At 32.5% G+C, this 18,642-nt stretch carries 20 protein-coding genes; 5 read left to right on the top strand and 15 right to left on the bottom strand.

The genetic code is table 11. The features are described 5' to 3' along the window. Positions 1 to 77 precede the first annotated feature (77 nt). From C4F50_RS15885 to C4F50_RS15815, 15 genes are all read right to left on the bottom strand, one after another. Entirely contained in the window at positions 78 to 731 is a 654-nt protein-coding gene (locus C4F50_RS15885) for a helix-turn-helix transcriptional regulator (RefSeq protein ID WP_194139624.1), read from the bottom strand. A 657-nt stretch (positions 732 to 1,388) separates the two neighbouring features. Beyond that, entirely contained in the window at positions 1,389 to 2,051 is a 663-nt protein-coding gene (locus C4F50_RS15880) for a response regulator (RefSeq protein ID WP_194139623.1), read from the bottom strand. Positions 2,052 to 2,057: 6 nt separating this feature from the next. Continuing rightward, positions 2,058 to 3,938: a tetratricopeptide repeat-containing sensor histidine kinase gene (locus C4F50_RS15875; RefSeq protein WP_194139622.1), complete on the bottom strand. Its 1,881-nt coding sequence runs from the start codon at positions 3,936 to 3,938 to the stop codon at positions 2,058 to 2,060. Between the two features lie 218 nt (positions 3,939 to 4,156). Next, positions 4,157 to 4,345, bottom strand: coding sequence for a hypothetical protein (locus tag C4F50_RS15870; protein ID WP_194139621.1), 189 nt, complete (start codon positions 4,343 to 4,345; stop codon positions 4,157 to 4,159). A gap of 529 nt (positions 4,346 to 4,874) precedes the next feature. Continuing rightward, entirely contained in the window at positions 4,875 to 6,362 is a 1,488-nt protein-coding gene (gene lanM / locus C4F50_RS15865; protein WP_228012050.1) for a type 2 lanthipeptide synthetase LanM, read from the bottom strand. 140 nt (positions 6,363 to 6,502) lie between these two features. Beyond that, complete coding sequence (locus tag C4F50_RS15860) at positions 6,503 to 6,844, bottom strand: hypothetical protein (protein WP_194139619.1); 342 nt, start codon at positions 6,842 to 6,844, stop codon at positions 6,503 to 6,505. A 208-nt stretch (positions 6,845 to 7,052) separates the two neighbouring features. Then, positions 7,053 to 7,394 (bottom strand): hypothetical protein, encoded by a 342-nt coding sequence (locus C4F50_RS15855; protein ID WP_194139618.1) that lies wholly within the window; start codon positions 7,392 to 7,394, stop codon positions 7,053 to 7,055. A gap of 111 nt (positions 7,395 to 7,505) precedes the next feature. Beyond that, complete coding sequence (locus tag C4F50_RS15850) at positions 7,506 to 7,835, bottom strand: NHLP leader peptide family RiPP precursor (protein ID WP_194139617.1); 330 nt, start codon at positions 7,833 to 7,835, stop codon at positions 7,506 to 7,508. A 100-nt stretch (positions 7,836 to 7,935) separates the two neighbouring features. Further along, a complete protein-coding gene (locus C4F50_RS15845) occupies positions 7,936 to 9,015 on the bottom strand; it encodes a hypothetical protein (RefSeq protein WP_194139616.1) in 1,080 nt (359 codons plus the stop codon). A 113-nt stretch (positions 9,016 to 9,128) separates the two neighbouring features. Next, positions 9,129 to 11,081 (bottom strand): adenylate/guanylate cyclase domain-containing protein, encoded by a 1,953-nt coding sequence (locus tag C4F50_RS15840; RefSeq protein ID WP_194139615.1) that lies wholly within the window; start codon positions 11,079 to 11,081, stop codon positions 9,129 to 9,131. Between the two features lie 95 nt (positions 11,082 to 11,176). Then, positions 11,177 to 11,503: a TOMM propeptide domain-containing protein gene (locus tag C4F50_RS15835; RefSeq protein ID WP_194139614.1), complete on the bottom strand. Its 327-nt coding sequence runs from the start codon at positions 11,501 to 11,503 to the stop codon at positions 11,177 to 11,179. Between the two features lie 239 nt (positions 11,504 to 11,742). After that, the gene (locus C4F50_RS15830; protein ID WP_194139613.1) at positions 11,743 to 12,162 is read right to left on the bottom strand and encodes a hypothetical protein; all 420 of its coding nucleotides are present in this window, start codon (positions 12,160 to 12,162) and stop codon (positions 11,743 to 11,745) included. Between the two features lie 295 nt (positions 12,163 to 12,457). After that, positions 12,458 to 12,982, bottom strand: a complete 525-nt coding sequence (locus C4F50_RS15825; RefSeq protein WP_194139612.1) for a hypothetical protein — start codon at positions 12,980 to 12,982, stop codon at positions 12,458 to 12,460. A gap of 401 nt (positions 12,983 to 13,383) precedes the next feature. After that, entirely contained in the window at positions 13,384 to 13,830 is a 447-nt protein-coding gene (locus C4F50_RS15820; RefSeq protein WP_194139611.1) for a hypothetical protein, read from the bottom strand. Between the two features lie 105 nt (positions 13,831 to 13,935). Further along, positions 13,936 to 14,961 carry an SDR family NAD(P)-dependent oxidoreductase gene (locus C4F50_RS15815; RefSeq protein WP_194139610.1) on the bottom strand — a complete coding sequence of 342 codons (1,026 nt, stop codon included), beginning with the start codon at positions 14,959 to 14,961 and terminating at the stop codon, positions 13,936 to 13,938. 444 nt (positions 14,962 to 15,405) lie between these two features. Here C4F50_RS15815 and C4F50_RS15810 point away from each other — a divergent pair, with 444 nt between their 5' ends. The 5 genes from C4F50_RS15810 (at position 15,406) to C4F50_RS15790 (ending at position 18,639) form a co-directional block, all read left to right on the top strand. Then, positions 15,406 to 16,986: an FAD-dependent oxidoreductase gene (locus C4F50_RS15810; RefSeq protein ID WP_194139609.1), complete on the top strand. Its 1,581-nt coding sequence runs from the start codon at positions 15,406 to 15,408 to the stop codon at positions 16,984 to 16,986. Positions 16,987 to 16,999: 13 nt separating this feature from the next. Further along, positions 17,000 to 17,758: an SDR family oxidoreductase gene (locus tag C4F50_RS15805; protein WP_194139608.1), complete on the top strand. Its 759-nt coding sequence runs from the start codon at positions 17,000 to 17,002 to the stop codon at positions 17,756 to 17,758. Between the two features lie 279 nt (positions 17,759 to 18,037). Next, entirely contained in the window at positions 18,038 to 18,220 is a 183-nt protein-coding gene (locus tag C4F50_RS15800; RefSeq protein WP_194139607.1) for a DUF3606 domain-containing protein, read from the top strand. A gap of 4 nt (positions 18,221 to 18,224) precedes the next feature. Beyond that, positions 18,225 to 18,437 carry a DUF2188 domain-containing protein gene (locus tag C4F50_RS15795; RefSeq protein ID WP_194139606.1) on the top strand — a complete coding sequence of 71 codons (213 nt, stop codon included), beginning with the start codon at positions 18,225 to 18,227 and terminating at the stop codon, positions 18,435 to 18,437. Further along, positions 18,418 to 18,639: a hypothetical protein gene (locus C4F50_RS15790; protein ID WP_194139605.1), complete on the top strand. Its 222-nt coding sequence runs from the start codon at positions 18,418 to 18,420 to the stop codon at positions 18,637 to 18,639. Before C4F50_RS15795 ends, C4F50_RS15790 begins: the two co-directional genes overlap by 20 nt. Positions 18,640 to 18,642: the final 3 nt, after the last annotated feature.

Below are 18,642 nucleotides of genomic sequence, written 5' to 3'. Positions count from 1 at the left end.
TAATTACGTTGTTTTAATGTTGTAAAATCATATCAAAAAAAACTTCCAGCTTTTTTCTGAATCCTGATCAATACTCTTTAGAGTAATGAGTTTATTAATTCTTTGGGCGATATATCATATTGATTGCTAAACAATTTTGAAAAATAATGGGAATCATTGTAGCCAACAGAATAAGAAACCTGCGAAATGGAATCCTGATCATAATTGTCGATAAGCTGCTTTGCTTTATGCAGCCTTAATATGCGTATGTACTTATTAGGGGTTAAGTAAACTAAACTTGCAATTTTTCTATGAAGCTGCCTTTCGCTAACAGCCATCTTATAAGACAGATCACTAAGATCCAAGTCGTTCTTAGAAATAGAATTGTAGATTTCTTTTTCTAAGTTGATTAACCAATTCTGGTCTTTTTTTGTAACTTTTTCTGGATTTATCTTTTTCGAGCACAGCTCCTGAACATTCTTATTGGATGCATAAATATCAAAAATATCTGGCCTGCTTTGTATCGTTAAGCTTACCGATTTAGATTTAATCTCTTTCAGTATTTCTTCTATAATATCATTGATTTCTTTACTGCTGGAAAGAATGATTTCATTTTTAATCTCATTTCCGGCTGCACTTGGAGTACTAGCGGTAATTATAGAATCTAATGGAGTCTTTATATGCAAGAATAAATGATTTAAAATATCCGGTGAAGACCAATCTATTGCATTTCTTTTTACTGTTGTATTCATGATTTGTAATGGTAATTAATTCTATTGATTACTAATTTTCAAGAATCGAGTATTTATAAGTCGTTAGGAAATTCAAGGCGTTTGACTTTTATTTTTTTCAAACAAGACAGCTGTTTGTATCCAGCCTGCAGCCGTTCCAAATACAGCTTCATAAAGCAGATTATGTGATTTTATTACTTTATAATCACGCTGTCTTCTTGGCTTTTCTAAACTCCAAAATTTTAATCACTAATACTATCTGGAGCAGCTTGATATTTCAAATTTAGGCTAAGGGTTTTGTGTGGTTTTACACTTAAAGTGTAAAAAAAGTTAAAAAGCGATAAGTAACCAGTGGCTGCAATAAGTGAGGTAATTGAAAATAAAACCGAATATCCTGCAATAAATCAAATCGCGTATTAACTCCAATTTGTTGTGATCGTTGAAGTTATTTGGATAATTTTTTAAATGTTTAAGAGAAGTATGGGAGAAACGAATAACTGTCGGAAAATGATTTTGCATCATAATCCGATTACGTTTATAAAATCTATCTAAAGTTGAAAGTAAAAATAGCTAAACACGGCCTCAAAGCCATTTGTTTTTTATGCAGTATAGTATAATGAAAACCAAGCGTTTTCTTGCTCAATGCAGGCATTAAAAAAACAAGTATATCATTTATTTCTAAATCATTTGTAATAATCGACACTCACGCAAAATGTCTTCGTCGTTACCCTTATCAATACCCAAAATATCCTTTATTTTACTTTTGCGTTTTTTAACGGTGTCTTCTGAAACTTTTATAGTGTTTGCGATGGTCTTGATTTGACATCCTTTAGAAATTAGTGTTATGATTTGACGATCAAGAGAATCAAAATGCCCCTCTGCTAACAAGCGTTCGGTTTTGGCTTTTTTAGCCGTTTTACTGAAGTAGTTTTCATCGCTCATGATTTTTTCATAAGCCAGCAGCAATTCCTCATCATCAAAATCAGTTTTTACCAGAATTCCGTTGACCTGAGTTTTTTGATAGATATTGTACAAAATAACACTTTCAAAATGCGAAGTAATAATTAATGTTTTTGCACCAGGAATATATTTGTGAACTAAAATTGCTAAATCACCGCCATTAAAAATCTCCTTTTCAGGAAAAGCTGGCAGACTATAATCCAGCATTACCAAATCAAAAGAAATGGGTTTGGTTTCATTTGAAATACAATCGTAAGCATCTTTACAATTGTTTGCAGAATAAAACTCTAACTCATGCCCTAACTTATTATGAGAGAGTATCGTTTGGTATCCTGTAATCATTGAAGGATGATCTTCAACTATTAGTATTTTTCTTATCATTTGTCTTTAAAACTCAAAACTATTGAATTCTATCGGAATTGACAAATTTATTTTCGTACCTATATTTAGTTTAGATTCTACAGAAAATTGGCCTTTAAGTTCCATCGCACGATGATCCATATTCTTCAATCCAATTCCTTTTTTGGTTTGCGCTGCATCAAAACCTTTACCATTATCTGCAATTTGAATACTGATACCTGTTTCACTTTTAGCAATTGCAATTGTTATTACACAAGCATCAGCATATTTATTGATATTTTGTAATGCTTCCTGAAAAATCCTGTAAAGATTCATTTTTACATTTATATCGACCAAAGACCAGTCTATTCTCTGATCAATTTCTACACTTATTTCAGTAATTGGATTCTGGTTTAATTCTGTAAACAATGCTTTTATTGTTGTTTCAAAATCGTCAGATCCAGAAAAAACATTTGTATTTAATTCGTGCGTCAAATTACGGATTTCTTCCTCGATGTTTTTCATCTCAGCAATATATGCCAAATGTTTTTTTAAAGATTCGGGTGATTGATTATATTTTATTTCATATAAATTCATTCGTATTGCCGACAATTTTCCAATGATACCGTCGTGCAGTTCTCTGGAGATGCGTTGCTTTTCGATAAGCTTGCCTTCTTCCATTTTTTGTTGATTGGAAAGCATCAAATTATAAATCTGCGAATCGTTTAGAGCCTGTTCTTGTTTACGGAACAATTTTTCAAGTTTGATATTTTTGTTTTTATGATATAAAATAATCAACAACAATATCAAAACCAGTAAACTCATAATAGCATATAATATGAATTGTTTTGAAATTTCATTCTTTCTATTCTCGACCATTTTCATCTCCTGAATTATTTGGTCGGTTTCAAATTCTATACGGGCATATTTATTACGAGAAGTACGTTCTACATCCTGCAGACTATCGTTAAGATGAATGTATTTATTAGTATAAAAGAATTTTTCCTGCGGGTATGCAAGAGCTAATAAATTAAGGATCGTGCGTTCGTCTTCGAAAAAATTATTTTTATGTGCCTGCAGTTGTGCATCATTTAAGAAGTATCTGGCTCTTAAAGTATCTTTTTTACTTAAATAATATTCGCCTAAGTAAATTTTTGAGGTAATCTGTACAGGAATATTATTTATTTGATCGCCAATTTTTAAAGTTTCTTTAAATTGTTTTAATGACGATTTGTTACCGAGTTTAAATTTAGAATAAGCAAGCTTATTCGTCAGATAACAATATAATGGCGGGTCTACTTTTTTGAAATCTGCTACAGCTAAACCTTGTTTTGCAAATGAAATAGCTTTTTCATAATTTTTGTTTTTTACATAGATATTAGCAATATGATTGTAGGGCTGGCACTTGTAAGACAAATAATTTGGATTTGATTTTAATTTTTCAGAAACTTCAATAGCTTTGTGGTAATAATCTATAGCTTTCTCGTAATTATTCATACCGACTAGTGTACTTCCTAACGTGAGATAACAATTGTAAATCAACAAATTATTCTTCTTTTCAAGACCAAATTTTAAGGCTTCAACTGCCAGTTTTTCAGCCCCTACATAATCATTTTTAAAAGATAATATTTCTGCTTTCCATATTTTTACATTACCCAATAAGTTTTCATTATTATTTTTTAAAAGGGCTTTTTCTGATTTTGTAAAGTAATAATAGGCCGAATCATATTGCGTTTCTTTATTATAAACAACCGCAATACTATAGCTTGCATTTTGAATGCCTTCGTTATCTTTTACCAAAATTGACTTTTTATACAAGTTTTGCAATAAATGAAGACATTTTTCACGTTCTCCAAGTTGTAAAAATGAATCAGCCAATAGAAAATAATAATCAGAAGACATCACTAAAGTGTCATTTTTTTGAATCATTTGAGAGGCTGATAAAGCCTTTTCCAGTCTTTCTTCTTTAGATTTATTTTTGTCTGTCGAAATTGAAATCAACGAATCTAACCTACTAGTGTTCGAAGCGTAAAAATTTTCATCTTTACGCTTGCACCCAATAAAAAAAATACTAAAAATCAATATTGTTGTAAATAGTTTCAATGGCGCTTAATTAGAATAAGTGTAAAAATACATTTTTTAACTTTTTAATATAATGCTAAAAATGTAAAACGATTAACTTTTTTTGGCGGGATTATGCTTCCAGGATTATTTGGATCAATGTCAGCTTGGTTTTGAGTTTTTGTAGGTGTTTCAGATTCAATTTCGTCAGCAGTACAAGAATTTAAGGTAGCTAATAGAAACATGGCAGCAATAGTAAGTAAGAAATTTTTCATGGTGTTTTTGGTTTAGTTTAGAAAATATTTGTTTGAACAACAGCTTTAACAGCTGTTGTGTTATTAAAAAAATGCTTTTCAGGAATTCCTTGTTCTTGTAATATTACAGTAACAAATCTAGGTCGATTCTAAAGTCTGACTTTAGACTAAAAGTGTAAAAAATGTTAAAATTCTTACTTTTCCATAGCATAGATCTTGAAAGAAGTTTAACTACTTCTGGTAACAAACAAATATTCTTTTAAGAAGAGAATCCTGCTTAGATTTCATAAACAAATCACCAATAAAAATGGGTCCTATTTCTAATAAAAAAATAACACAAAAAAATCAACTCACACTTATTCAATTAGTTGTAAGTTTTTGTTTTTTTGCGTTATACTAATATTGAAGTATTACTAAAATTAATAAAAAAGTAAGGCGGCTAAATTAATAAGTAAAGCATGTCAATAACAAACTGTCTAAAAGACCTTTGATCGTTATTGCAGCGGTGCAGCACAATCTCATTCCTACGTTTTTTAAGTTCTTTAAAACGTTATGTGAGACTTTTTAAAATTATATTTTTTTGAAATTCTAAATCTTCTAATGACAGCTTATTTAGTTTTCTTTCTATATTTTCTACTGCACTAAGTTCAAAGTAATCTTTAATTACTCCAAACTCTGTATGTAAATCTCTGGAAGATGAATTTACCTCAAAATAAGGAATGTCTCCTCGTAGCATTTGTGCCGTTTCATGTTTATAGATAAATCGTAAATTAGACTCTACAGGCACGTATTTGAAAACATTTGAAAAATAGTTCTCTATTTTTTGTTGATGCAATTCTTTATTTTTTAAATTTTCCGGTAAACTCATTAATCTTAAAATTCTACCATATGAATTAGTAGGTCTCCAGATATGTCTTATAGGAACATTATGGAATTTTTGTATAGGAGAATCTTTAGACAATAAAAACGACTTTTGTTTCAATAAATGAGTATAACATTCCTCGAACCCCATAAGAAATTCCTGCTGATAGTAATCAATAAAAACCTTCTTCCCATCTAAAGTGGGAATGTTTTTTTTAATATACTCCTCTTTCATTTCCTTGTTTATCAGCTTCCAATCTTTAGAGAATTGATTAATTCCTGTTTTTTTAAAATAATAGCCATAGGTCTTTTTTGAATATCCCAGACCACACATTACACAAGAAGAAGAATTTTCATCATTGCTTGGCAGCAAACCTGACATAAGTATAGAATCCCCTAATTGACTTGGATCATTATATTTTTCTAAATTAGAATTACCAAAAGATTTTCTTACTTTATCATTAATCCTTGGCTGTATTATAGTTTCATGATCGATAAAAACAAGTGAATCACCGTTAGCGATAATATTTTCCGCATGAAAATCAGTGGCGTTTAATAGATATAAGACACATGATAAGTATCCGGCTCTCTCATAATATTTTTTAATTTCTTCTTCGGTACTGCAAGCTTGCTCTTTTACAAATTCCTGCCAATGGTATTGTTTTTTATTGAGTATGTTATACTTATAGTTACCCAAAGAAAAAGAATGATCCAGCCAATCTAACAGATGAAAAAAAGGAAAGGAAATGGTTCCGTTTGTAGGTTTGTAAACTAAGTTATTGTCTTCACACTCAATTATAGCTGTTGATGAACCATTATGAAAATCACCCTCCCCAATTTTAATGTCTTGAATTTCCTCATCGATATGTTTAATCAAACCATTATTAAACAAATCAACAGAATCGTTTTTATAAGAATAAAGTATTTTTTCATACAATTTCTGTATGTTATTTTTTTGCAATGGTAAAATCTCGCCTAAAACAGGAAATAGCTGGCAAAGATTCTTCCAATCATTATTTTTTAAATCCTCAAAAAAATCTTCAAAAATTAAATCCTTATTGTTTGCAATGGTGACAGCAACTAACTCTATTATACTTTTTTCATATAAGGAACAAATAGCAGCATTCGTTTTTTCTTCAACTTGGAAAGGCATGTCTTTGATATTTCCATTTTTCATCTTGTATTCCATCAAAATATTTAATTATTACAGTTCCTAAAACACTTTAAATGCAAGGCTAAAAATAAAAGAGGCTGATTTGAGTTTTCAAACAGCCTCTTTTATTTAAATGAAATAAATTTTCATCCTAAATCTCTATCTTAACAAGATAAAAAGTAGCAGCTTTCAACAGCTAACTCCTGCTCTACTCCACCAGCTACTAAATTTAAATCTTCCTGAGTTAACTCAATTGCATCTGAATCTCCGTCAAGCAAAACATATTGTGTTGCAGATACATTTACATAAATGGTATTTTTATCTGTCTGATCAAAAACAACTATGTTTCTTGTTTCTCTTTCGATAAGATCAGGGTACAGCTCTGCGATTGCTGCTTTAGGATTTTTTACCAATCTTTCTTTAAAAGAAGCATCATTAAGAGATTTAAGAATCACTTCTCTAACTTTTACTTTTGACTCGTCTGTTAATTCAATTTTTTTGCTCATGATTTTAAATTTTTAATGTTTATATTTAATTTTTATTGTACCTGCTCGTACATTGTTTTTGGTTTATCAATTTTAAAAATTGCGTTCAGCACAATTTTTTAAGTAATTGAATTCTTTAAAACGAAATACTATTTTCAGTGTAAGAAATAAAGAACTCCTCAGCCTCTTTTTTATTAACTGAAACCATTTTTCATTCTAAATCTTTATCTTAGCAAGATAAAAAGTAGCAGCTTTCAACAGCTAGTTCCTGCTCTGCTCCACCAGCTACTAAATTTAAATCTTCCTGAGTTAACTCAATTGCGTCTGAATCTCCGTCAAGCAAAACATATTGTGTTGCAGATACATTTACATAAATGGTATTTTTATCCGTCTGATCAAAAACAAGTATGTTTCTTGTTTCTCTTTCGATAAGATCAGGGTACAGCTCTGCAATTGCTGCTTTAGGATTTTTTACCAATCTTTCTTTAAAAGAAGCATCATTAAGAGATTTTAGAATAACTTCTCTAACTTTTACTTTTGACTCGTCTGTTAATTCAATTTTTTTGCTCATGATTTTAAATTTTTAATGTTTATATTTAAATGTTACTATTTGATATACATCTTTTTGGGTTTATCAATTTTAAAAAATTGCGTTCAATACAATCTCTAAAAAAATGATTCTCTACAACCTGATACAATTTTTGAGTGTAGAAAATAAAGAATCGGTTAAATTCTTCCACATCATTTGCTCTCCTCCTGCAATTGCTTCCAGCTGGTCTTCTGTCAGTTCCAGATTCTCTATTTCAGGCTCTGCAGGCAGATTTACATATACTTTAGATTTATCTGTTTGGTCCACAACAACCAACTCTTTTCCTTCTGGTAAAACTATTTTAACACCTGTTAGTTTTTCTATCGCTTCTACAGGGTTTTCCAATAATTCTTTTCTAAATTTGATATCTTCCCAAGCTTTAGAAATGACCTTTTGTATAACTTGCTGTTTTTTGTCTTCCATAGCATTTTGTTTTCTATAATGTAAAAATAAAACTACTTTTTTGTATAAATTTGCCAGATATTACTTCAAAACTGACAAAGTGTTTTCTTTATTAAGTATTTTAGAAAAAACTTTTCTCTAATGAAAATCTGGCTTGATTGTAGAGAGACTGTTTCAAAATCCAAGTATTATATAAGCTTTTATGCGAGCTTATTTTATGATTAAAAAATTCATTTATTTTTTCTGTAATCAATTCCTTATTCTCAACATTCAGCTTAATTACAAGTTTGGTTAAATCAATCAACAAAGCTATTTTTAGAATATCATAATGTTTATTATAGGACTGCTGAAAAAAAGAACTTAATGAATCAAAATATTCCTCGTAATTACCATTTTTTAAATGCTTATTTACAGAAATCCAATGGGATATTATCTGCCTGTCAGGATTGTCGATTCCAAAACTCAGATCTATGTTCCATTCATTCGGTAAAAAATCCAAATGATTATTCAAATTAGACTTAACGGTACTTTCTACAATACTTATAAAAGCTTCATGAGCAAAATACTCTCTTACATCAGGATTTTTACTCCAATAGAAATTGTTTCTAAATATATTTCCAAACAAGCCTTCGTTATATTCTCCATTAAATAAGTAAAGCAGTAAACTATTTGCTGTTTTATTACCTAATTCCATTTGCTTACTTGCAAAATATATTCTCGATATATTTTTATTTTGTTCAAAGCATCTTGTGCATAAAGTATAGATACCCTGTTTTATCAAATACTCGATTAGAGCAGTAGCTTCTAATGTAAAAAGAAGTGCTTTGTTAAAATTTTCAGTTTTATGATAATAGAGTGCCTTAACAGTCAATGTTCGCTGTTTTACATATATGTATTGATTTCCTAAAAAAGAATTTTCAATTTCCTGCTCTATTGCTAAATACTTTTTAAAAGAATCATCTAAATCCTTTTTAGTCAACAACTCCTTTACAATCTCAGTTAATTCTTTACGAATATTACCAATCCTTACACTATCTTCTTTATTCATTCCACATATTTCCTGTAATTCCTTTTCGTGGAGAGCCTCAAACAATTTCATTTTTTCTTCTTCATAGAAAGATCTCTCTACAGATTTTGGGAAAGAAGGAATTAAGGATAAAAACTGCTCTATTTTTTCATTCTCTAAAGTCGTTGTTCTCATGTTTGAATGTTTTTTGTTAAACTGAAAAGTGTTTTTGTAACTAGGTTTTCTTAATCTTAAAGATAAAGCGGGGTTCTTGTATAAATCAGCCAAATAAACTGACAAAAAGGAAATTAATGATTGCTATATTTTTCTACAAAATACATCTTGAGTTCTCCCTTTCCCTTTGCCTCAATACTCCCTCGATATTCGAAACGGAAGCATTCTTCATCTTTTATGATATTATAAAGCGATTCACTGATGTTAACTTTACCTACAACTCCGTTGCTTTCAATCCTGCTGGCGGTATTTACAGTATCACCCCAGACATCATATTGAAATTTCTTTATCCCTACAATACCCGCTACAATCGGTCCTGCATGAATACCTAATCGCATCTCAAAAGAAGCAGTATTATCGGCATCGTTGTTAATTTTTCTTTTAGACATAAAATCCTGCATTTCTAGTCCTGCTAATACAATATTTGTTAAAGATTCTTTGTCTTGTTTTGGGATGCCGCCAGCAGCCATATAAGAATCGCCAATTGTTTTAATTTTCTCTATGCGGTATTTTTCAGTGATCAGATCAAAAGCTTTGAAACAGGTGTTTATTTCTTCTACTAAATTTTGTGGAGACATTTTCTCAGCAGTTTGAGTAAAGGCTTTAAAATCTGAAAAAAGAATAGAAACAAGAGCAAAATCCCTGGCATTAACAAACCCCTTTTGTTTTAGTTCTTGTGCTATTTCTTCTGGCAAAATATTTAATAATAGTTCATCAGAAAGGTCCTTTTCTATTTTTAAAGCTTTTTTAGACTTTCGTGTATAGATTAATCTATTCCATAAGCCTAAAGCTATAAGAACAATAAAACACAGAGAGATAATAATAAGGTTTCGTTGTTTTTCCTTTTTTTGAACTTCTTCTTGATGTTTGGTTTCAACAGCATGTTCTTTCCTTACATGAGAGATACTATCCAGCAATTGCTGCTGGCGGAACTCCATATTCATCATTTTATTAGAAGTTTCTCCAGATTTTAAGCTGTCTTTGAAATTATTTGATTTTTCATAAAAATAAAGCGCCAATTTGTCGTTTTTAGCAGCCTTATAAGCATTATAAAGACAATCACAAGCATCTTTTTTAACTGATACAGCCCCTATTTTTTCAGCATTATCATATCCTTTTAAGCATTTTGTAATTGCTTGTCCGTTTTTATTTAATTTATTTAAGATTTTTCCGAGAGCAACTTCTGCGATACTCACGTATTGCAGACTATTAATTTCAGCAGCATATTTAAGTGACAGATTGTAGTAATAAAATGCTTTTTCAAAATTTGAAAGCTTAAAAAACAATTCTCCTAAACTGGATAATACTTCAATCTTTAATTGTTTATCATTTATTTTATCTGCATTAATCAATGCCTGGTCAAGATTCTTCTGAGCTTTTGAGTAACTGCCTAATTTGGTATAGACTATCCCAGAAGCATTTAAGTTTTGAGAAATAGCTTTTACATCAGTACTATTTTTATAAATCAAATACGATTTATCGTAATATTTCAGTGCATTTGAGTAATCTTCTACCTGCGAATATATTCCGCCAATATTTTGCGAAGTTGCCGCAATCATTTTGGTATCGTTTAATTCTTCCTGAATAACAATAGCTTGTTTGTAATAATTTAAAGCATTAAGATAATTTCCTAAATAATAATAAACACCTCCTATATTATTTAATATCGAAGAGATTCCTTTTTTATATTTTGTTTTTTTATATTCTGCAGCACTTTTTTTAAAAAAGATTAAAGCATTTGAATAATCACCCTGATAATAATAAGTTACCGCTTTATAGCTATAACAATCACCGACTTTTCGGCTTTTACCTAAAGACTTATACAAGATTAAACTTTTATCAAAATACAATAATGATTGTGCATAATCTCCAGCATCCTGACTTTTCATACCTAAATTAAGAATAGAATCTGCATCCTTACTATTTGTACTTGTCACGATCTCTTTTCTCGCGGCTTTTGATTGTCCAAAAAACGAAATTCCATTAAGTAATAGAAATATAGAGAAAACAATATTTATGCTTTTCATGAATTTGTTGTTTTAATAAATATCAAAACGTACACATTCAAAACAGAGAACACGTACGTTTTTTAATCTTTATATTGCCAATGACTTTATTTTTATTAAAAAATACTGCCCGAAGAATTAGTAGGTTTAATAATTATTGGCGGAGTTACATCTCCATCTCCACCAGAAACTGTATCAAGCTGTTCTTCATTCAATTCTAAATCATCCATATCTATTTCTGCAGGAATATTAATAAAGATTGTTGAAGAATCTGTCTGATCCACAAATGCAATGTTTTTACCTTCAGGTAAATGAATTGGGCGCCCTAATAAACTTTCTATTGTTGCGACGGGTCTCGTTATTAAATCGTTCTTAAAAGTTGGATCTTTCCATGCTTTTTTCACGATTGTATCCAGAATTTTTTGGTCATTAGTTAATTCCATTTTTTGTATATTTAGTTAATTCCATTTTCTATTGGGGAAATTAGCTTCTTTTTTAAGTATAGAATTGCCAAATATGCTGACAAAAAAAATCTGTTTTTAACCAAATTCGACCTTTGTGATCATGCTATAAAAAACCACAAAAAAAACTCCTTAATTTCTTAAGGAGTTTTTTTGTCATTCAGAATGGTTTAAGGTTTATAGATCCGCGCTCAGTATTGGAAAGACAAAACTAAAGCCTTTTAATTTTTGCGTTTAGTGCTTTTTTTGACTGTGTCTTTTTGTGCATTTTGCTTTGGGTCTGAAGACGGTGTATATGAAGCTCCATCTTTTGCGCTATGTGCAGGCCCACTTCCTGTTCCTGTTCCTTTAGTTTCATTATTTCCAGAAGCAGTGCTTTCAGCACCGGTTATCGGTCCCGCTTCTCCACTCCCAGTATTCATATCGCCAGAACTGGTTGCTTGAGCAGCTGTCGATTGGGCGTTTGGTGCTGCAGCATTATTATTTGTACTTGCAGAATCATTTGGAGTCTCGGCAGCGGCATTTCCAGAGTTTGGGTTATTGTAAACCTCATCACTGTAGCCATCCTGCTTTTTACATGAAAATAAAAAGCAAGTCAGAATAATACCCAATGTAATTGTTAATTTGATTTGATTTTTCATAATATAAAAATTTGGTGTATATGATTTCAAATTTAGATCAAGCACCGCTTTTTATCTTATAACATTTCCCTTTACTATTACAACTTTACCCCAACGTTCAGCTTTTGCCGTAAAACACTTCTCCAAGTATTTCTAAAGTTCTTCTGCGCTGTAAGGTTTTAAGATGTATTGTTTCTGATGAACCAAGATCATTTCCTCTCCAGCCAGCTATTTCCTCATCGTCCAAAAGAAAAACAATGTAAAAAGAAAAACAACTAAAAAAAATCCGTCCAAAATGATGCAATAGCAGTAATAACTATTGATTTGAAAGCTCGGATTTGAAAGTAATCAGGATAGCTTTCCACATTTTAGCGATCAGATAGTCGAACTGTATAATTTCATCTGCCAGAGGAACGGAAACAACCAGTTTGGTGTTATTCTCTTCCAGTGTAAAGTAATCCGGAGATACACCCTGCTGTACCGAATCCAGAATGGCTTTAAACTCCTGGTCCAAATCTTTAAACTCTTTTTTTGCCGCATTTATGATTACAGCATAATAGATAACATTATTCTCTTGGTCAATTCTTGCAGCGTAGGGTCCTCTCGGAAAGGGATTGTCAGATTTTAAGCCAGCCTGATAATACTGGACAGCCCCGCTTTTTAATGGTTTTTCGGAGAAAAGTTTGACGGCCTCGGGATTGCCTTTTAAAAATGCATCTGTGCCTGCATTCATGCGGAATTTATATTTTTCTTCTAAAGCCTTGACAAACTTTAGACTTTCACTCATGCCTGTTTTCTCCTGCTCAGATCTTTTTATTTCTGTTTCCTTATCACCATACACTTGTAGCTGCTGCTGTATGACTGACTGTATTCATAAACAAAAAAACTCCCTAAAAACTTAAGGAGTTCTTCGGCAGCCGGCGGGTGCCTGAAATGGTATGCGGTAACTAACTAAATCATTGGACAGAACCTCCAGACGAACCCCGCCGGTTCCCTGTTATTTTCTGAGTGATTCTATAAGTATCATTACCAGTATAAAGACAAATTTAGGCATTAAAACAATCACAAGACTTACAGGATCTCTGTGAAAAATTACAGGATTGTAAGCTTTGCTGCCCACACAGTTTTAGAGCATTAATAATAGTTACTTGATACTGTCGCAAAAACTAAGACGAATTTAACATTCAAAAGCAGACATTTTTCGAGAATTTAAAAAACAAGAAAAATCAAAGGGGTGCCGATCTAGATTTCAATAGATATAATATTTGTATAGACTAAAAAAGCCGTGAGACCAAAAATGATGTGAGCAAAAAACAATTGAACATAATATCCCTTGTCAAATGATTTTTTGTAAAAACCAGAAAGTCTGAACATGATAATCCATGAAATGATTCCAATTATACCGCAAACAGCTCCCAAATACAAGCCGCTTAAAATAGTGAGAGGAACAATTTTATTAAACCATAAAAGATGGTAACCTATAACAAATATAAAACCTATTAGATAGTGAATAACCCAGGCATAAATAGTTTTTAAAAATTCGGAAATGGTAATATCAAATCTATCCAGAATTAATTTGAGTAAAAGCGGCTCCTTATATAATTTCTTAAAGCTTTCAGAAATTAAATAGCTGAATAAAGTCATTGCAGAGGTAGAAATTATTGCTGTAATTAAGAGTTGTATAATCATATCGATATTTTTTAATAAATCTGTTATTCAAAATTTTGTATTTAGCTTGAAAATAGTAAACTCAGTATGTCCTTAATGGAATGAATTATATTGATATAAACATATTTACTTCTTTTTATTCTTTTTGTATTCTTTCATTCTCTTTTTAGCTCCATCATCCACACCGCGTCCCTCTGGAATCGGTTCGTAAATAGATCCTTGTGTATTGGGCGTTTCCGGTCCTGTTTCAATCATGTATTTCTCCACCATATTACCTCCGAGCCGTTCAGAAAACCTCGGAAATACATTCGCACTAAATGACGAAACCTGAGCCTTCCATCCTACTGGCACTATCTTTTTCGGACGCAGTGATTTTCTTAAAACAGCATTGACGATTTTTTGAGGTTCATCCATCATAGCCATTTTCGGTTCTACGCCTGTGTAATTGGCAGCGTGCCTCCAGATAGGTGTGTCAACTGCCCAAGGCTCAATCGTAACCACTTTAATTTTATCATAGCCGTTAAGGCGAAGTTCCTGAGAAAGAGCCAGATCTAAACTTCTTACACCAGCTTTAGTGGCAGAATAACCGCTCTGATAAGCAAGCGGAATTTCTCCCATAACCGATGCAACATTAATCAGCACACCTTCTCCTTGTTTAATAAACAAATTAACTGCTGTTCTGCTGGAATAGAAAAAGCCTTTCAAATTAACATCGATCACCCGCATTTGATCTTCAATCGGTACTTCCCAAAAACGTCCTATTGCCGTTATTCCTGCCATATTAATCCATACATCAATTTTGGAATATTCTTTTAAAGCGGCTTCTTTCACTCTCTGCAAATCTTCTTCTTTACTAATATCTATCGTAACGACTACAGCTTTGCCACCAGATTTTCGTATAGTATCCGCAACTTCTTCTAATAGATTCGTGCGTCTTGCGGCGAGAACAACATTGGCTTTGTATTTTCCAAGCTGCTGCGCTATACCACGCCCCATTCCGCTTGACGCCCCAATAATAACGTAGGTTTTAGACGCAATCTTCTTTTGACCCGAAGTACCGACTTTCCATGTTGTACAGCTTGTCGTTAGAATAGAAATGAACAATAAAATAAAAAGCAATTTTAAAATTCTAAGATTGGAGGTGACTTTCATAATTTCTGCTGCGATTAATTGGATTTTAGCTCACATGAAAATACAGCGTACAGCTTTTTTTATTTTATATGATTTAATCTTTAAAGTTGTAAGATTTCAATTTTAATCCTCTCATTATAAACAAATATAAAAACCTAATAATCGGACGCGTTGATTTAGCAATTATTAAAATAGACCTGTCCTCCTTTAAAACAATTCCTTTATCAAAAAACGAATCGAGTGGAACTCCATACAAGTTTTCAATACTTTAATAATATATTCAAAATTATTTCATCAATCCGTTATTTATTAACAAGTTACGCTTATATGTGTTTTTATAAGATTGTTATATAAACACGGCTGGCAATCCTGTAAAAGACAAAATTTAAACTGTAAAGAAAATTTGATTCTTGTTAGTAGCTTTGAAAGAATGATTTATAAAGCATCAATATAAACGGCAAAAAGATGAATAAAGCAGCAGACAAAATAAATGAAGGAAGCATTACATCTGGAGAGAATGTTTCTTTTTGGATTGATACCAGTTCAATCCTAGCTTTCGATAAAGTTACTCAGGATGTTTCAACCGAAGTACTTGTTATCGGAGGAGGAATTGCGGGACTTACAACTGCTTATAAATTATTAAAAGCAGGAAAAAAAGTAGTTCTGGTGGAAGATGGTTTCTTAGGAAGTGGTGAAACAGGGAGAACTACAGCGCATTTAACAGCTGCACTTGACGATCGTTATTATTACCTTGAAAATACTTTTGGTAAAGAAAGTGCAAAACTTGCTGCCGAAAGCCATACCGCTGCTATTGATGAAATCGAAAAAATAGTGACCGAATTAAATATTGACTGTTCGTTTAAAAGGGTCAGCGGTTATTTATTTTTACATCCAAGCGACAAAGAAAAAAATCTTGATAAGGAATTTAAAGCTACTGTAGATGCAGGGCTAAATACTTCCTTATTACTCAATACACCTTACTTATCCGGAACAGAAAATCAGAGATCTATCAAATTTAGAAATCAAGCTCAGTTTCACATTTTACATTATTTAAAAGGACTTGCCGACGCCGTAATAGCACTCGGCGGAACCATTTTTACTGAAGCACATGCCGAAAATATTACGAAAGAAGGAGCTTCAGTTAACGGTTTCGAGTTTAATGCAAAACATATTGTGGTTGCAACCAATACGCCGATAAATGATGTTCTGACCATGCATACGAAACAACATGCCTACAGAACGTATGTAATTGGCGCTAAAATTCCGAAAGACACTTTACCCTGTGCTTTGTGGTGGGATACTGGAGATTTAAACTCAAAATGGGTTTCGCAGCCGTATCATTATGTTCGTCTGGAAAGTTTAGATGAGCAATACGATTTACTGATTTCTGGAGGAGAAGATCATAAAACGGGACAAGCCGACGAAGAAGGAATCTCTGAAACAGAACGATACGAAAGACTTGCGGCCTGGACCAAACAATATTTCCCTATGGTTGATGAGGTCGCTTACCAATGGTCGGGACAAGTTATGGAACCTTATGATTCTTTAGGATTTTTAGGACGTAATCCGGGCGATAAAAACGTTTACATTATTACGGGAGATTCTGGAAATGGTATGACGCATGCCACTATTGGAGCCATGATTATTACCGATCAGATTATGGGTATAAAAAACAAATGGGAAGATTTATATAATCCGTCCAGAATAACTTTTAAAGCTATTGGAGATTTTGTTAAAGAAGCTGGAAACATGGCGTCGCAGTACTTAGACTGGATTACAGCGTCAGATCTCAACAATACAGCCGATTTAAAAGCGGGAGACGGCGGCATTCTTTCTCTCGGATTAAAAAAAGTTGCGGTTTATCGCGATTATGACAATACACTTCATGCTTTTTCGGCCATTTGTCCGCATTTAGGATGCATCGTTCAATGGAATCACGATGAAAAAACATTCGACTGTCCGTGCCACGGTTCAAGATTTGCGACCGACGGAACCGTAACCAACGGACCCGCAAAAAATGATTTACATAAAATTCAAGTTAAATAAAATCAATATAACTATGGAAAATATAGCAGCGTATTTTGGTCAGAACATCATTCAAAAAAGAATCGTAATCACCGGCGGTACAACCGGAATTGGAAAGGCAATCGCCGATCTTTTGGTTTCGCTTGGCGGTCGTGTTCTTATCTTCGGAAGAGACGAAAACGATTTTAACAATGCAATGGATGATATTAAAGAAAAATCAAAAAAGGGAGAGATTTACGGCGTAACTGCAGATATTACCAAAAAAGAAGATATTGCTATGATCTGGGAAAAAGTGGACAGTATTCTTGGTGGAATCGATATTCTCATAAACAATGCCGCTTTGCCTGCAGGTGGCATAATGGAAGGTGAATATGAAGACTGGAAATATATTTTAGAAACCAATATTCTGGGGTATATTGCTTTTGCGAAAGAAGCTGTTAACCGAATGAAAGAGCAAAAATCAGGACATTTAATTAATATTGGCTCTATGAGTGCTGAGGTAAAGGAGAAAACAGGCGTTATTTATGTTGCAACCAAAACCGCAATAAGAGGTTTCAGTACAGCACTCAGAAAGGAAATAAATCCGCTTGGCATAAAAGTTTCGCATATTGAGCCTGGTGCTGTAACAAGCGAAATGCAGAAAGATCCAAAAGAAGTTCAAGAAGAAAAAATCGAAAAGATGGAAATGCTTGAAGCAGAAGATATTGCTAGGAGTGTTCTGTTTTGTTTATCGCAGCCAAAAAGATGTGATATAGTAAGTATGCAGATCAGACCGCACTTACAACTTATTTAAAACAGCCAAAAAAAATCCCGATACCACGAAATTTAAATTAATATCTCAAAATAATTTCGAAACAGACTTTATTCTAAGTCTGCAGAACGGTATTTCAACTAGCTGCTATTCGTAAAAGTTATCTGAACAATTATGTATGATAGCGCATTTCGTGCAAAAGTTCAAGCACAACTTATAACACATTGAAAATCATTACAATCCTATAAAAAACGCTTTTTATAATATAACAAGATCTTTTTTCTGGATAGTAACTTTGGATAAACTATAAAAATTAAAATCATGGAGGATAATAATGCAGACAGAGGAAAAGCGGATGATGCAAATATCAACATTTCAGAACCGCAGGAAATTCAATATTGGTCCGAAAAATTAAATGTACCCGAAGAAGTTTTAAAAAATGCTGTCAGGGCAGCCGGAACCAGTGTAGAAGATTTTAGTGAACATCTGACACAAAACACCTGATATCATGCCTTGGTATAACGGGGATTATCCCCCATCTTACAAAAACCAGCCGGCGCAACTCAGGGAAAAGGCAGTAGAAATAGCTAATGCCCTGCTTTTGGATGGTGCAGCAGAAGGAATTGCAATTGCCACGGGACTTAAACAGTCCCGCGAGCTCTTAAAAAATCATAAAGAGAAAACTGAAAAACCGAAAAATCATGGAAAGCAGCAAGTATAAAGAAAATCACAAAGAATCCGAAGATCAAAATATCCGAAACGCTCCACACGGTTCAAATCAGGGATCTTCAGCGGAAAGTGCCGCAGAAACGGTGCATCTTAAAGACGGCCCATGGCACGATAAGGAAAAAGAAACTAAACACAATCCCGAAGGAAAAAGCATTGAAGAGGCTACCGATCCTTCAAAATTATCACAATTGTAAATA

It is taken from the genome of Flavobacterium hungaricum, from assembly GCF_015182285.1.
Classification (GTDB): domain Bacteria; phylum Bacteroidota; class Bacteroidia; order Flavobacteriales; family Flavobacteriaceae; genus Flavobacterium; species Flavobacterium hungaricum.
This window is presented reverse-complemented; position numbering and strand designations above follow the sequence as displayed.

Bases quoted from the DNA above. Each gene is read 5' to 3' on its own strand.
- C4F50_RS15855 (WP_194139618.1), bottom strand. From the start codon at position 7,394: ATGAGCAAAAAAATTGAATTAACAGACGAGTCAAAAGTAAAAGTTAGA.
- C4F50_RS15795 (WP_194139606.1), top strand. From the start codon at position 18,225: ATGCCTTGGTATAACGGGGATTATCCCCCATCTTACAAAAACCAGCCG.
- lanM (WP_228012050.1), bottom strand. From the start codon at position 6,362: ATGAAAAATGGAAATATCAAAGACATGCCTTTCCAAGTTGAAGAAAAA.
- C4F50_RS15820 (WP_194139611.1), bottom strand. From the start codon at position 13,830: ATGATTATACAACTCTTAATTACAGCAATAATTTCTACCTCTGCAATG.
- C4F50_RS15800 (WP_194139607.1), top strand. From the start codon at position 18,038: ATGGAGGATAATAATGCAGACAGAGGAAAAGCGGATGATGCAAATATC.
- C4F50_RS15875 (WP_194139622.1), bottom strand. From the start codon at position 3,938: ATGATTCAAAAAAATGACACTTTAGTGATGTCTTCTGATTATTATTTT.
- C4F50_RS15835 (WP_194139614.1), bottom strand. From the start codon at position 11,503: ATGGAATTAACTAATGACCAAAAAATTCTGGATACAATCGTGAAAAAA.
- C4F50_RS15850 (WP_194139617.1), bottom strand. From the start codon at position 7,835: ATGGAAGACAAAAAACAGCAAGTTATACAAAAGGTCATTTCTAAAGCT.
- C4F50_RS15880 (WP_194139623.1), bottom strand. From the start codon at position 2,051: ATGATAAGAAAAATACTAATAGTTGAAGATCATCCTTCAATGATTACA.
- C4F50_RS15840 (WP_194139615.1), bottom strand. From the start codon at position 11,081: ATGAAAAGCATAAATATTGTTTTCTCTATATTTCTATTACTTAATGGA.
- C4F50_RS15845 (WP_194139616.1), bottom strand. From the start codon at position 9,015: ATGAGAACAACGACTTTAGAGAATGAAAAAATAGAGCAGTTTTTATCC.
- C4F50_RS15885 (WP_194139624.1), bottom strand. From the start codon at position 731: ATGAATACAACAGTAAAAAGAAATGCAATAGATTGGTCTTCACCGGAT.
- C4F50_RS15810 (WP_194139609.1), top strand. From the start codon at position 15,406: ATGAATAAAGCAGCAGACAAAATAAATGAAGGAAGCATTACATCTGGA.
- C4F50_RS15790 (WP_194139605.1), top strand. From the start codon at position 18,418: ATGGAAAGCAGCAAGTATAAAGAAAATCACAAAGAATCCGAAGATCAA.
- C4F50_RS15830 (WP_194139613.1), bottom strand. From the start codon at position 12,162: ATGAAAAATCAAATCAAATTAACAATTACATTGGGTATTATTCTGACT.
- C4F50_RS15860 (WP_194139619.1), bottom strand. From the start codon at position 6,844: ATGAGCAAAAAAATTGAATTAACAGACGAGTCAAAAGTAAAAGTTAGA.
- C4F50_RS15805 (WP_194139608.1), top strand. From the start codon at position 17,000: ATGGAAAATATAGCAGCGTATTTTGGTCAGAACATCATTCAAAAAAGA.
- C4F50_RS15815 (WP_194139610.1), bottom strand. From the start codon at position 14,961: ATGAAAGTCACCTCCAATCTTAGAATTTTAAAATTGCTTTTTATTTTA.
- C4F50_RS15870 (WP_194139621.1), bottom strand. From the start codon at position 4,345: ATGAAAAATTTCTTACTTACTATTGCTGCCATGTTTCTATTAGCTACC.